Source organism: Thermogemmatispora onikobensis, from assembly GCF_001748285.1.
GTDB lineage: Bacteria > Chloroflexota > Ktedonobacteria > Ktedonobacterales > Ktedonobacteraceae > Thermogemmatispora > Thermogemmatispora onikobensis.
The window spans coordinates 23,566-37,121 of sequence record NZ_BDGT01000024.1 but is presented as its reverse complement, the minus strand read 5'-3'; the positions used below and the strand labels follow the sequence as shown (position 1 = coordinate 37,121).

Below are 13,556 nucleotides of genomic sequence, written 5' to 3'. Positions count from 1 at the left end.
GCTATGCCATCAACCCGCGAGATTCGGCGGCGCATCAGGACGGTCAAGAATATTGCTCAGATTACGCGCACCTTCCAGATGATCGCCAGCAGCCGCATGCGGCGCGCGCAGGAGCGGGTCCAGCGGGCGCGCCCTTATGCGGAGCAGATTCGAGAGCTGGTGTCACGCCTGGCGACGGTGGCCGGCGAGGATCTGGGCAGTGAGCTGGCCTTGCTACGCAGCCGTCCGGTGAAGCGTGTCGGCCTCATTGTGATCTCGCCTAACCGCGGCTTCTGCGGCGCGCTGCCGAGCAATATTAACCGTAAAGCGGCTTCGACGGCGCTGGAGATTCAGGAAGAGGTGCAGCGGGCCGAGGGACAGCGTCCGGCTGTCTCATTCGTGGCTATTGGCCGCAAGGGGCGCGACTTCGTTGTGCGGACGCAGCAGCACTTGCTGGCCGAGTTTACACAGCTGAGTGATAACCCTTCGATGAACGATGCGTCGGCGGTGGCTCAGGTGGCAATGGATGCGTTCCTGAGCGGCGAGGTGGACGTCGTCTACCTGGTCTACGCCCGCTTTGTGAGCACGACCTCGCAGCAGCCGGTGGCGATCCAGCTGCTGCCGGTGCAGCCGCCGCGAAGTGAGGGGAGCAGCGAGCGTCAGCGCATTGACTATATCTACGAGCCGGACCCGGGGGCCATCTTCGAGGCTTTGCTGCCGCGCTATGTGGATGTCCAGGTCTATCTGGCCTTGCTTGAGGCGCGGGCAAGCGAGGAGTCGGCACGTATGGTGGCGATGAAGAACGCTACCGACAATGCCAACGAGCTGGTCGATGATTTGACGCTGGCCTACAACAAGGCCCGCCAGGCCAGCATTACGACGCAGATTCTTGAGGTGGTGGCCGGCGCAGGCGAGCTGTAGTGTAGTCAGCCTTCGCGCCTGGTCGGTCGGTCATGGCCACCCGGCGCGAGCCTGTCCGTTGCTGTGGGCAACGGTTTCTATCAGGGACACGTAATAGTCTGTAACGAAACGAACGCTGAACGGAAGCGGGATGGATGCAGCAGGCTTGCGAGCAGGCTGACGCGCCTTGCTGGTAGTGAGCGACTGCGTTGTCAAGGCTTCCGCAGGAGGCGAAGAGATACATGACGACAAAGACACTTGCCAAGGGGAGGGTTGTTCAGGTGCTCGGGGCCGTGGTCGATGTGGAGTTTCCCCCCGAGCAGCTGCCTCCTATCTACAATGAGCTGGTAGTCCGCCCCGAGGGCTCCGATCAGGAGCTGTCGCTGGAGGTGGAGCAGCACCTGGGCAATAACTGGGTGCGCTGCGTGGCGATGGGACCGACCGATGGTCTGCAGCGCGGCCTGGAGGTCATCGATCGTGGCCAGCCCATCTCGGTCCCGGTCGGCCCCAAGACGTTGGGGCGCATCTTCAATGTGCTCGGTCAGCCAATCGACAATAAGCCGCCAGTGGCTGATGTGCCGCGTCTACCGATCCATCGTCCTCCTCCGAGCCTGGAGGAGCAGGCGAAGGAGGTGCAGGTCTTCGAGACTGGCCTGAAGGTGATCGATCTGATCTGTCCTTTCATGCGCGGTGGTAAGGTTGGCGCCTTCGGCGGTGCCGGCGTGGGTAAGACGGTGATCATCCAGGAGCTGATCAATAACGTGGCCAAGGCCCACGGCGGCTATAGCGTCTTCGCTGGCGTTGGAGAGCGCACGCGCGAGGGGAACGATCTCTACCATGAGATGCAGGAGGCCGGCGTGATCGACCGCCTGGCGATGGTCTTCGGCCAGATGAATGAGCCACCTGGGGCACGCTTGCGCGTGGCCTTGACCGGCCTGACGATCGCGGAGTATTTCCGCGACGAGGAAGGGAAAGACGTGCTGCTCTTCATCGATAATATCTTCCGCTTCACACAGGCCGGTTCTGAGGTGTCCGCTCTGCTCGGGCGTATGCCCTCGGCGGTGGGCTATCAGCCGAACCTGGCGGAGGAGATGGGCGAGCTGCAGGAGCGCATCACTTCGACGACGCGCGGCTCGATTACGTCGATGCAGGCGGTCTACGTGCCGGCGGACGACTACACCGATCCGGCTCCGGCGACGACCTTCGCTCACCTGGATTCGACGATCGTGCTCGACCGCGCGATCTTCGAACAGGCCATCTTCCCGGCGGTTGATCCTCTGGCTTCAACCAGCCGCGTGCTTGATCCGCAGTTCGTGGGTCAGGAGCACTATGATACGGCTCGCGGCGTGCAGCGCGTGCTGCAGCGCTATAAGGATCTGCAGGATATCATCGCCATTATGGGCGTCGATGAGCTGTCCGAGGAGGATAAGCTGATTGTTTCGCGTGCGCGCAAGATCCAGCGCTTCTGCTCGCAGCCGATGTTCGTGGCCGAGGTCTTTACGGGCCGCCCCGGGAAGTACGTGCCGCTCAAGGAGACGGTGCGCGGCTTCAAGGGCATCCTTGAGGGAAAATACGATCATATCCGCGAGGAGCATTTCTACATGGCGGGGACGATCGATGAGGTGATCGAGCGTCACGAGCAGGAGCAGAGGTCTCTCTAATATGGCTGGAAGACTGCACGTTGAGGTGGTGACCGCCGAGCGGGCGCTCTACAGTGGAGAGGCGGACCAGGTGAATGCTCCGGGCACGGAAGGACGCCTGGGCATTCTGCCGCGCCATGCGCCGCTCCTGGCAGTGCTGGCACCGGGCGAGCTGCTGATCCGTCTGGGAGAGGCCGAGGAGCCGATCTTCGTCTCCGGCGGCTTCCTGGAGGTCTTCGAGGATCAGGTGACGGTGCTGGCCGATGCCGCTGAGCACGCTGAGGAGATCGATGAGGCCCGTGCTCAGGAGGCCCGCCGCCAGGCCCTGGAGCGTCTGGAGCAGGCGCAGACGGATGTGGAGCGCGCCGAGCTACAGGCGGCCTTGGAGCAGGCGGTGAGCCGCCTGCGCGTGGCAGAGCTAGCGCGTCGCCGCCATACCCGGCGTATTCGCCCGAGCACAGGCGAGGAAGAGTAGCCCTCTTCCGCTTCATCTGGGAGCGCTGGCCCTTCACCTTCATCAAGGTGCTGTGTCAGCGGAAGCCGCTCGTAGACAAGGACGTTGTCCTTAAGCACAAGGAGAACGCCATCGGCTGGCGTTCTCCTTTGTTGTTGTTGTTGTTGTTGTTATTGTTGTTTTGTTGACTCTGGCTTGTTCGCCGATCGCTGATCAGGGCGACCTCATGAGATGGGGTCGCACAGAGAGAGTTTAGAAGCTGCCGCCATCGCCACCGCCGAAGTCTCCACCGCCCCCAAAGTCTCCACCGCCCCCAAAGTCTCCGCCAGCTCCTCCACCGAAGTCTCCGCCGCCCCCAAAGTCTCCGCCCCCACCCGGGCCGGGATCACCGGCGAAGCCAGCTTCATGATGTTGGGCCTCTCCCTCACCAGCCATCTTGCCAAGCTCGTAGCCAATCAGGCCGCCACCGAGGGCACCGAGGCCACCGGCAGCCCAGGGATTCATGCCCCCGCCCTGGTTGGGTGGGTAATAGTTAGGAGGATACCCTCCCTGATAGGGACCCTGGTACGGGTAGCCCCCGGGAGGCGTCGGTTCGTAGGGGACATTCCTGCGCCCCCAACCCCAGCTCTGGCCAGAGCGCCGCCGGACGACAGCGAAGATGATTCCCCCGATGATCAAGACCAACAGACCAAGACAGCAGAGCGTGCCCAGACCCCCCGATAGGAGACCGCCAGCCCCGGAGCTGGCTGGTGAGCCTCCTTCACCGCTACGCGCCGCTGCCAGCGAGTCCTCTAGCGAGCGAATCGCCGCTAGCGTGGCCCCGGTATAGTCCCCATTGTTGTAGTTGTCTTTGAAGGCATTGTAGGCGTCTTGGGCGGCGCTGTTGGAAAGCGGCACCTGCGAGCCAGACTTGATGTACATCCAGTGATGAACAGTATCGATAGCAATGACAATGAGACGCGAGTTGGTGACATGGCTTTGTGTGCGCGCCTCAAAGTCGGACTGGCTGCCAGTGAAGGAGTTGGTCGTATAGATAGCGATGGGGTAGGGCAGTTTTGCCGCTTCGCTTTGGACGCGACCTTTATCAAGAACGCCGGCCCCATCACTGATGGTCACGCTATCGGCCAGGGCAGCTGCGCTGGTCAGCATGAGCAGGAAGCCGGCGAGTAGTAGCGCCAGTAGTGGCCGCAGTACACTGAACCTACGAGGGCGAGCAGACCGGAACGGCCCCCTTTGCTGATCAGCATCTGGCCCACTAGATGGTGCTTGTGTGAGAATCATGAATACGTTCCCCTCCTCTTTTTGCCCTATCATGGCGCACTTTGTTGCTCCATGCCACGCTATTTATACGGATGATCTAGGGCCGGGGTTGACAGCAAGGTTCGGCCCTATCCACACTGCCCAACTAAAAGCTCCCGCCAGCTCCTCCACCGCTGTCGCTGAAGCTCCCTCCTGCACTCCCACCGCTGTCGCTGAAGCTCCCTCCTGCACTCCCACCGCTGTCGCTGAAGCTCCCTCCTGCACTCCCACCGCTGTCGCTGAAGCTCCCTCCTGCACTCCCACCGCTGTCGCTGAAGCCCCAACCGGCTCCTCCTCCAGTGCCGCTGAAGCCTCCTCCATAGCTGCTTCTCCCAAAGCCAGTGCTGGATTTACCTCCTCGATACCTCCTACGCTGCCGAGCTGCATCCTCATTGGCAGCAGCCCCAACGGCTAAGAAGAAAATGGCGACAGTAGAGATACAGAAACAGCCAGGCCAGACCACCCGTGTCCAATCAAAGCCTTGATTGACGCTACCTGACGATCCATCAGGCGATGAAGTCTCGGTCAGCCCGGTCAGGCTCTCTTCCAGCGACTGGATGGCCGCCAGCGTTGCCCCCGTGTAGCTCCCATCGCGGTAGTGCTCCTTGAAGGCCGTGTAGGCATCCTCCGCCTCGCTATCTGAGAGCGGGACCGCATTGCCCGACTCAATATAGACCCAGCGATGGACCGTGTCGATGGCAATCACAATTAGCAGCTCGGCTGCACTCACCCGTCCACGCGCATAGCCCTCAAAGTCTGCCTGGCTGCCGCTGAAGCTGTTGGTCGTATCGACCTCCAACGGATAGGGTAACTTCGCCCCCTCGCTCTTGACACGAGCCACATCCAAGACCCCTGCTCTGTCGCTGACAGTGACGCTCTCGGCCAGGGCCACTCTCCCACCGGCCAGGAGTAACCCCATAGCGAGCAGTAGCCCCAGCAGCTGCTTGCCGAGCCAGCTCCTCACGAGGTTCTGCCGCTGAGAAGTACTGATTCGGCCCCTGTCAGGCAATAGAAACGATGATTCTAGCATGTTGTTCTCCTGCAAGCATATTACGACAGCGAGCTTTCTACGTAATAGAAACGCCAGACCCCCTCTATTTATATTGCTCAATATCTGTGACTTCTGATGATATAGGAGGCTGCTCACAGGTAGAGAAGGGCTTCCCGGAATGAGCATAGCGCTCACCTTCTAGCTTCAGGCGAGCGCTTGGAGTGTTCGAGGGGAGCAGAAGAGGAAGAAACTTAACAGATGCGGGGGAGCGGATCACCGACGAGCATATCGAGGACACGCATACCGCCGATCTCCGTGCGCAGAAAGACGATGCCGGGCGGTTCGGCCTGGACGCTGCCGATGATAGCCGCCTCTCGTCCCAGAGGATGTGCGCGCATGACGGCCAGGGCCTGCTCTGCCGCTTCGGGGGCCACCACAGCCAGCAACTTGCCCTCGTTGGCAATGGTGAGCGGGTCGAGTCCCAGGATCTCACAGGCGCCACGCACTCCGGGATGCACGGGGATCGCCTGCTCGTCAAGGCCAATGGCCACTTCGGAGGCCAGGGCCATTTCGTTGAGGGCCGTGGCCACGCCGCCGCGGGTCGGGTCTTTCAGACAATGCACACGCTCGCCAAGAGCCTCGAACAAGGCCGCTACCAGCGTATGCAGCGGCGCCGTATCGCTCTGGATATCGGTTTCGATATCGAGGGTCTCGCGCGCCAGCATGATGGCAATCCCGTGGTCGCCCGCACTGCCGCTGAGGAGCACAGCGTCGCCCGGCTGCAGACAGGTCTGCCCGAGCGGCCAGTGCGCACGTCGCAGTCCGACGCCGGCGGTATTGATGAAGACGCCATCCCCTTTGCCGCGCTGCACGACCTTTGTGTCGCCGGTGACGATGGCCACCCCGGCCTGACTGGCCGCCTCCTGCATGGAGGCGACGATGCGTCGCAGCTCCGCAATGGAAAAGCCCTCTTCCAGGATGAAGCTCGCTGATAGATAGAGCGGTTGAGCCCCGGCCATCGCCAGATCGTTGATGGTGCCGTGCACGGCCAGTTTGCCGATGTCGCCGCCGGCAAAGAAGAGGGGACTGACCACATAGGTGTCAGTCGTAAAGGCCAGCTGCAGACCGCTGCCGTCCAGTGAGAAGACCGCCGCATCCTCCAGCGCGTCAAGCAGTGGATTGGAGAAGGCCGGGGCAAAGACGCCCTCAATCAGGTTATGGGTGGCCTTGCCACCGCTGCCGTGACTGAGCGTGATGCGCTCGTCACGCAAATAGAACTTGTGTCGGCGCGCCTGCCGGACGCGCTCCATTTTCTGCAGGACCGCGTCGAGCCGCGCCGCCTCCTGCTCAGAACCGGGCTTGACGTCCATCGCTCTCTCCCTTCCTCCTTTCTTGCGTTCGTCATTGAGGAGCTTGCTGTGCCTGTTCCCCTGGTTCGCCTGGTTGCGTGGGTTTGGTGCGCTTCATCAGGGCCGGGTTGCCTGTCTGGCCCTCGCTGCCGTCTAGGGGGTCTGTGAGAGGCTGCGCAGGTGGTCGCGCTCGGCGGCCATCGAGAAGCGGCCATAGTTGTAGTAGGCGGCGCAGGCTCCTTCCGGCGAGACCATGCAGGTCCCGATTGGGGTCTCAGGGGTACAGGCCGTGCCGAAGACCTTGCATTCCCAGGGCTTGATCACCCCCTTGAGGACCTCGCCACACTGGCAGGCTTTGGGATCGGCCACGCGCAGGCCCGGCACTTCGTAGCGCAGCTCGGCATCCCAGTCGGCGAACTCGGGCCGCAGCTTGAGGGCGCTGTGGGTGATGAAGCCGAGGCCGCGCCATTCGAAGAAGGGCCGCAGCTCCATTGTGCGGGCCATCGCCTCCAAAGCCCGCACATTGCCCTCGGGCCGCACTACGCGCGTGTACTGGTTCTCGACCTCCGCCCGTCCTTCACTGATCTGTTTGACCAGCAGGTAGACGGCCTGGATAATGTCGAGTGGCTCGAAGCCAGCGATCACGACAGGTTTGTGATGGTCGCGGGCGATGAAGGTGTAGGGACGCATGCCGATGACCATGCTGACATGCCCTGGACCAATGAAGCCGTCCAGGCGCAGGCCGGGCGAGTCGAGAATGGCTTTGATGGCTGGAATAATGGTCACATGATTGCAGAAGACCGAAAAATTCTTGATCCCCTCGGCTCTGGCTCGCAGCAGGGTCACTGCCGTCGAGGGCGCGGTCGTCTCGAAGCCGATGGCGAAGAAGACCACCTGGCGATCGGGATGCTGGCGCGCCAGCTTGAGGGCGTCCAGTGGCGAGTAGACGAAGCGCACATCGGCCCCTTCGGCCTTGGCATCGAGCAGACTGCCTTTCGAACCCGGGACGCGCATCATATCGCCGAAGGTGGTGAAGATGACGCCTTCCAGGCGAGCAATGGCGATGGCATCATCGATGCGCCCCATCGGCAGGACGCAGACGGGGCAGCCGGGGCCATGCACCAGGTCAATGCTGCGTGGGAGCACGTCCTCGATGCCGTGCTTGTAGATGGTATGGGTATGGCCACCACAGACCTCCATGAACTTGAGCGGGCGCCCGTCGCTGAGGCGGGCGATCTCGGCGGCGATCCGTTTGGCCAGATCAGGATCACGATACTCATCAACGAACTTCATCGCTGTCAGCTCTCCCTTTCTGTGCGGCTAAGAGGGCCTGCACCAGCTCGATGAGGGCGTGGTAGACAGTGGCCTGCGCCTCCTGAATGCGCGGGATGTGATCGCCGGGGGAGACGAGACAGTAGTCCACCGCCGGCGAGCGCCTGGTTTTGCCGCCGTCGTAGCCAGCCAGGCCCACAGTGAGCAAGCCCTGTTTTTTGGCCTGCTCAAAGGCGTGCAGGACATTGAGCGAGTTGCCGCTGGTAGAGATGCCCACGGCAATATCGCCGGGTCGCCCGAAGGCGATGACCTGGCGCGTAAAGATATTCTCGAAGCCGACATCGTTGCCCACCGCCGTGACGACGGCGATGTCGTTGGTGAGGGCAATGGCCGGCAGCGCCCGCCAGTGAGAGAAGGGCGGATGGAGCAGCTCGGTCACCAGGTCCTGGGCATCGGTGGTACTGCCCCCATTGCCAAAGGCCAGCAGGGTCGCCCCGGCAGCGAAGGCCCGGGCCATCGCCTGGGCCGCCGCCAGCAGCGCCTCGCGCGCGATGGCCAGGGTCGCCTGACGCAGGGCGATGACCTCGCGGCACTTCTCCAGGGTGGAATGCCGGACCTGGCTGAGGACCTCCTCCAGACTGACCTTGCCACCCGCAAAGAGATAGGGATAAAAGAGGCGATCGTACTCCGAGCCTTGGACCGGCTCGCTATGCTCAAGGTCATGGCTCATGGCTGGCTCGCTCGCTTTCCTTCGTGAAGGTGACCCAGGCTGAACAGCTCAGGCAGAGGGACCGTGCTCCTCACGAGCCGGCTCCGCCGCCTCGTCGAGCCGCTCCAGGGCAACGCCGCCATGCACAAGCAGGCGCTCACCCGGCTGCACCTCCCCAAGCAGGGTGATGTCGATCAGGGCCTCGCCCAGGCCCAGACGGACGCAGGCCAGGCCGGCGGCCTGGTCGACACTGAGAACCGTCACCGCCACCGCCTCGTCCGCACAGGTGGGACAGTGCCCTTCGGGATCGGGCTGACAGAGCGGTCGCAATGGCACGCTTGGCGACAGAGCGGGAGAGATGCGCTCGGATTCCGGTTTCATTGCAGCAACCCCTCGTGTTCGAAAAAGACATGCACCAGTTCCCAGAGGACGTGATAGAGCGTTTCATGGACCTCCTGGATGACCAGCGGATCGTCGGCGGGCACGACAAAGCGATAGTCGACGGCCTCGGCAGTGATCAACCCTCCATCGCCGCCTAGCATTGCCAGGGTGAGCAGGCCCATCTGCCGCGCCTGCGCCAGGGCGGCCAGGACGTTGGCACAGCACCCGTCTGGCGAGAAGCCGAGGGCGATATCCTGGGGCCGCGCCAGGACACGCAGCTGTTCGCTAAAGGGCCTGTCAGTCCGTCCGCCAGCCATGAGGCCGCTGAGCGTGGCACTATCGTTGGTCAGGGCCAGAGCCGGTAAAGCGCGCTTGCCGACAATGACCGGATGGACGAATTCGACCGAGACGTGTTGTGCGTCGGAGGCCCAGGCCCCATTGCCAAAGGCCAGCAGGCGCCCACCTTGATGAAAGCGGCGGGCCATCGCCCAGCAGGCTTCGGCGATGCGCGGCGCCTCGCGCTCAAAGAAGAGCGCCGGTAGACTGGTACTGAGGCCAAAGCGCCGCTCTAGTACGGCCTCAAGCGGTTCTTGCGCCTCTGGAGACATGCGCTGATCGTCCTCCTCCCTCATCACTACTCGATCTGGCTGGAGCCCAGAAGCTTCAGCTCATCGGTGTAGACGTCCCCCATTAGCTGGAGCGCTTTGAGCGTCTCCTGCGCCTCCACTTCATCGATTTTGCTCATGGCAAAGCCGACGTGGATGAGCACCCAGTCGCCGGGGGCAATTCCTTCCGAGCGCACCAGGGCAACACTGACGTTGCGCTTGACGCCCGAGACGTCAACACGCGCAATCGAGTTGGCCTCGTCTACGATTTCAAGCACTTGACCAGGAATTCCCAGACACATCGGACTGGCTCCTCTCTTGGATTGTGGCAACCAACCAGGACGTCGCGCTCCTGTGCACGCTGAGCCTGCGCGGCTGATGGCAGCTGTCAAAGGCCGGCCCGGTTCTCACGCCGGTTCACTTTGCAGATACAGAGCTGCATTCACTCCCCGCCGCCAGGCGGGCCGCCGCGACGGCCAGTTGCCCCAGACTCAAACCGCCATCGTTCGGGGGGACACGGCGATTGAGATAGACGTGAAAGCCGTTGGCTTGCAAGTCGTTGACCAGTTCTTCCAGAAGCAGGCGGTTCTGAAAGACGCCGCCGCTGAGTGCGACCTGGGAGAGACCAGTGCGCTCCCTGATCCGCTGGCAAAGGTCGCTGAACATGACCACCAGCGAGCGATGAAAGCGACGAGCCAGACGCGCCACTTCACCGCCGCGCTGGAGATCATCGACCAGCGCGGTGAGCAGGGGAGAAACGTCTATCTGAAGTGGTCCCTGACCAGGACGCAGGAGAGCGTAGGGATAAGACGGCTGGTCGTCGGGTGGCACAGCGCTGGCGAGCATCTCCAGCTCGATGGCCGCCTGGCCTTCATAGAACACCTCGTCGCGCAGGCCGAGGATGGCGGCGACGGCATCGAAGAGGCGCCCCAGACTGGAAGTCAGCGGCGAGTTGAGGCCGCGCGCGATCATCTGCGCCAGAATGCGCCAGGTGCTGCGGTCGAGACGCCGCGCGAAGGGGATGTCAAGGGTGAGAAAGCGCTCGCCGTAGGTCTGCGCCAGATAGACCGCCGCCATGCGCCACGGCTGGCGGACCGCCTGCTCTCCTCCAGGGAGCGGCACATAGGCCAGATGGGCCAGGCGCTCGAAGCCGCAGAGATCGGCCAGCAGGATCTCACAGCCCCAGATCGCCCCATCGGTACCGTAGCCCGTCCCGTCGGCAGCAATGCCGATCACCGGCCCACTCAGGCCGTGCTCGGCCAGGACACTGGCGATGTGGGCATGGTGATGCTGGACGCCAAGGCGCAGCTCTATGTCGCTGTCCAGCGCATAGCGGGTCGCCAGATAGTCGGGATGCAGATCATAGGCCACAGCCTCGGGTGCGATGCCAAAGAGGCGCTGGAAATGGCGAATACCCTCGCGGAAGGAGGCCAGGGTCTCCAGGTTCTCTAGATCGCCAATGTGGTGCCCGACAAACGCCTGCCGCCCTTTGCCCAGACAGAAGGTGTTTTTGAGATGGCCCCCGCAGGCCAGTAGCGGACGCGGCAGCTCAAAGGCCAGCGTGATCGGCTCCGGCACATACCCCCGCGAGCGGCGCAGGAGTTGCTCGCCTCCAGCCACCAGGCGCGTGACCGAGTCGTCGCAGCGCATGTGGATGACGCGGTTGTGGCTGAGCATGCCATCAGCAATGGCCGCCAGACGCTGACGCGCCTCATCGTCGCGGTAGGCGATCGGTTCCTCACTGAGGTTGCCGCTCGTCATGACGAGCACCGGCAGACGCCCGGCGGGAAGGGCCTGGGCAAAGGCGTGCAGCAGGAGATGATGCAAGGGGGTATAGGGCAGCATGAGGCCCAGAGTCCGGTAGCCCGGGGCCACGGCGGGCGCGATGGGAGAGGCAGGCCGCTGCTCAAGCAGGACAATAGGCCGGCGCGGCGACTGTAACAAGGTCGCCTCGGCCTCGCTGACAAAGCAGAGACGCTGCGCCGTTTCCAGATCGGGTACCATCAAGGCGAAGGGTTTGGCTTCACGACGCTTGCGTCGCCGCAGCCGCTGGACAGCGACGGCGTTGAGGGCATCACAGGCCAGATGATAGCCGCCCAGGCCCTTGATGGCCAGAAGCGCCCCCTGAGTAAGCAGCCGAGCTACCTGCTCAATGGGGGTCGCCTCCTCGACCTCTGGGCCGCTGGCCACGAGGACCAGCTCCCCCTCAGTCCACAGCTCTAGCTGGACCCGCGGCCCACAGCGCGGGCAGGCATTGGGCTGGGCATGAAAGCGCCGATTGGCCGGGTCCTCGTACTCGGCCCGACAGGCAGGACACATGACGAAGACGCGCATGGTCGTCTGCTCACGATCGTAGGGGACATCTTGAATGATGGTGAAACGCGGCCCGCAATTAGTGCAATTAATGAATGGGTAGCGATAGCGACGATCCGCTGGGTCAAATAACTCGCGCAGGCAATCAGCGCAGGTGGCCATATCGGGGGAGACCAGCGTGGTTCGCTCGTGGCCCTCCTGACTCTGCCCAATTACAAAGGCCATCTCGTGCCGGGGTGGCAGCATCTCGACCGTGATTCTCTCGATACGCGCCAGCGTCGGCGCCTCGGCCAGCAGCAGTTGGCGAAAGCGAGTCAGGGCCTCTGCCGGTCCTTCCACCTCGATGGTGACCCCGCGGCTATCGTTGAGCACGAAGCCAGCCAGCCCCAGACGCTGAGCCAGACCGTAGACAAAGGGACGAAAACCTACCCCCTGGACAATGCCCATTACCGAGAGGCGCTGTCGCTGGCGGGTTGTCATCGTGGCCTGGACTCCGGAAAGGTGCTCGCTCATGACGCTGCTCCTTCCTCCTGGCTAACTGGCGCTGCCTGAGCGGGAACAGCAGGAGGTCGAGCGGCGAAGGAGAGCAGCCAATCACACCAGGCGTCGAGTCCCGCGCCGCTGCGGCAGCTCAGCGTGAAGATCTGCAGCCCTGGGTTGACGGCCAGCGCCTGAGCACGCACGCGCTCGGGATCATAGTCCACGTAGGGCAAGAGATCCAGCTTATTGATCACCAGCACCTGGGCGGCGGCAAAGATCTGCGGATACTTAGCCGGCTTCTCATCGCCCTCGGTCGTGCAGACCACCACGGCCCGCAGGTCCTCGCCCAGCTCCCAGGCCGCCGGACAGACCAGATTGCCGATATTCTCGATGAAGAGCAGGTCGAGCCGCTGCAGATCAAGCGCCTCCAAAGCATCGCGCACCATATGCGCTTCTAGATGACAGGCGCCGCGCGTATTGATTTGTACTACCTGGGCCCCGGCGGCCTCCATGCGCTCAGCGTCCAGGCTGGTTTCAATATCCCCCTCGATCACCCCTATGGCCAGTCGTCCACGCAGCCGGGCGACGCTGCGCTCAAGCAGGGTCGTCTTGCCTGCGCCCGGACCACTCATCAGGTTGATGCAGCGCACGCCAGCAGCCGCCAACCGTTGGCGCACCTCTGCCGCAACCTCCTCATTGGCCGCCAGGATGTGTCTGGCAATAGTCACTCTGGGCATAGCTACCGCTCCTCATCCGTTGTTCTCCTGCCCCGGGCCTCCTGACTCATTGTCAGCCGCAACCTCCATGTCGAGAATCTGCAGCTCGGTGCCCGAGAGGATGCGCGCGGACCAGGTGCCGCAGGCAGGACAGCGAGCGATGTAGTCCACGACGGCGAAAGCCTGGGCGCACGGCTCGCACCAGGCCCGATGCGGGACGATCTCGATCGCCAGCCGGGCCCCAGCCAGAGCGGGCGAGAGCGAAGCCAGCATGACAAAGGCCGTTTGCAGGGCCTCCACCAGGACGCCGCTGGCTTCGCCCACACGCAGATGCACCGTCCGCACCCTCTGTACGCCGCACTCTTCCGCCCTGGCCTCTACCACCTCGATGATGCTCTCAGCGAGCGCTAGCTCATGCATCGCCACTCCCACCTTTCGCCTGTCTCGATCGCCCGGGGCCTGGCTGTG

Annotated in this window: 14 protein-coding genes; 3 read left to right on the top strand and 11 right to left on the bottom strand. The window is 63.2% G+C overall.

The window, feature by feature from the left end; all coding sequences use genetic code 11:
* Positions 1-3 precede the first annotated feature (3 nt).
* From atpG to BGC09_RS11895, 3 genes are all read left to right on the top strand, one after another.
* A complete protein-coding gene (atpG, locus tag BGC09_RS11905) occupies positions 4-900 on the top strand; it encodes an ATP synthase F1 subunit gamma (RefSeq protein WP_069804211.1) in 897 nt (298 codons plus the stop codon).
* Between the two features lie 221 nt (positions 901-1,121).
* The gene (gene atpD, locus BGC09_RS11900; RefSeq protein ID WP_069804210.1) at positions 1,122-2,540 is read left to right on the top strand and encodes a F0F1 ATP synthase subunit beta; all 1,419 of its coding nucleotides are present in this window, start codon (positions 1,122-1,124) and stop codon (positions 2,538-2,540) included.
* A 1-nt stretch (position 2,541) separates the two neighbouring features.
* Positions 2,542-2,994, top strand: coding sequence for a F0F1 ATP synthase subunit epsilon (locus BGC09_RS11895; protein ID WP_069804209.1), 453 nt, complete (start codon positions 2,542-2,544; stop codon positions 2,992-2,994).
* 231 nt (positions 2,995-3,225) lie between these two features.
* On the opposite strand, the gene BGC09_RS22890 is transcribed toward BGC09_RS11895, so the two are convergent.
* From BGC09_RS22890 to BGC09_RS11840, 11 genes are all read right to left on the bottom strand, one after another.
* Entirely contained in the window at positions 3,226-4,254 is a 1,029-nt protein-coding gene (locus tag BGC09_RS22890) for a hypothetical protein (RefSeq protein WP_069804208.1), read from the bottom strand.
* A gap of 124 nt (positions 4,255-4,378) precedes the next feature.
* A complete protein-coding gene (locus BGC09_RS11885) occupies positions 4,379-5,302 on the bottom strand; it encodes a hypothetical protein (protein WP_069804207.1) in 924 nt (307 codons plus the stop codon).
* A gap of 212 nt (positions 5,303-5,514) precedes the next feature.
* Entirely contained in the window at positions 5,515-6,633 is a 1,119-nt protein-coding gene (hypE, locus tag BGC09_RS11880; protein WP_069804206.1) for a hydrogenase expression/formation protein HypE, read from the bottom strand.
* 132 nt (positions 6,634-6,765) lie between these two features.
* Positions 6,766-7,905, bottom strand: a complete 1,140-nt coding sequence (gene hypD, locus BGC09_RS11875; protein WP_069804205.1) for a hydrogenase formation protein HypD — start codon at positions 7,903-7,905, stop codon at positions 6,766-6,768.
* On the bottom strand, positions 7,892-8,614 hold the full coding sequence (locus BGC09_RS11870) for a D-sedoheptulose-7-phosphate isomerase (protein ID WP_069804204.1): 723 nt from the start codon (positions 8,612-8,614) through the stop codon (positions 7,892-7,894). Before BGC09_RS11870 ends, hypD begins: the two co-directional genes overlap by 14 nt.
* 48 nt (positions 8,615-8,662) lie before the next feature.
* Complete coding sequence (locus BGC09_RS11865; protein WP_069804203.1) at positions 8,663-8,974, bottom strand: HypC/HybG/HupF family hydrogenase formation chaperone; 312 nt, start codon at positions 8,972-8,974, stop codon at positions 8,663-8,665.
* The gene (locus BGC09_RS11860) at positions 8,971-9,582 is read right to left on the bottom strand and encodes a D-sedoheptulose-7-phosphate isomerase (RefSeq protein WP_069804202.1); all 612 of its coding nucleotides are present in this window, start codon (positions 9,580-9,582) and stop codon (positions 8,971-8,973) included. The genes BGC09_RS11865 and BGC09_RS11860 overlap by 4 nt, the downstream gene beginning before the upstream one ends.
* Before the next feature lie 26 nt (positions 9,583-9,608).
* The gene (locus tag BGC09_RS11855) at positions 9,609-9,881 is read right to left on the bottom strand and encodes a HypC/HybG/HupF family hydrogenase formation chaperone (RefSeq protein ID WP_069804201.1); all 273 of its coding nucleotides are present in this window, start codon (positions 9,879-9,881) and stop codon (positions 9,609-9,611) included.
* Positions 9,882-9,996: 115 nt separating this feature from the next.
* Positions 9,997-12,405, bottom strand: a complete 2,409-nt coding sequence (gene hypF / locus BGC09_RS11850; RefSeq protein WP_218104035.1) for a carbamoyltransferase HypF — start codon at positions 12,403-12,405, stop codon at positions 9,997-9,999.
* Positions 12,402-13,109, bottom strand: coding sequence for a hydrogenase nickel incorporation protein HypB (hypB, locus tag BGC09_RS11845; RefSeq protein ID WP_069804200.1), 708 nt, complete (start codon positions 13,107-13,109; stop codon positions 12,402-12,404). The genes hypF and hypB overlap by 4 nt, the downstream gene beginning before the upstream one ends.
* A 12-nt stretch (positions 13,110-13,121) precedes the next feature.
* Positions 13,122-13,508 carry a hydrogenase maturation nickel metallochaperone HypA/HybF gene (locus tag BGC09_RS11840; RefSeq protein WP_069804199.1) on the bottom strand — a complete coding sequence of 129 codons (387 nt, stop codon included), beginning with the start codon at positions 13,506-13,508 and terminating at the stop codon, positions 13,122-13,124.
* Positions 13,509-13,556: the final 48 nt, after the last annotated feature.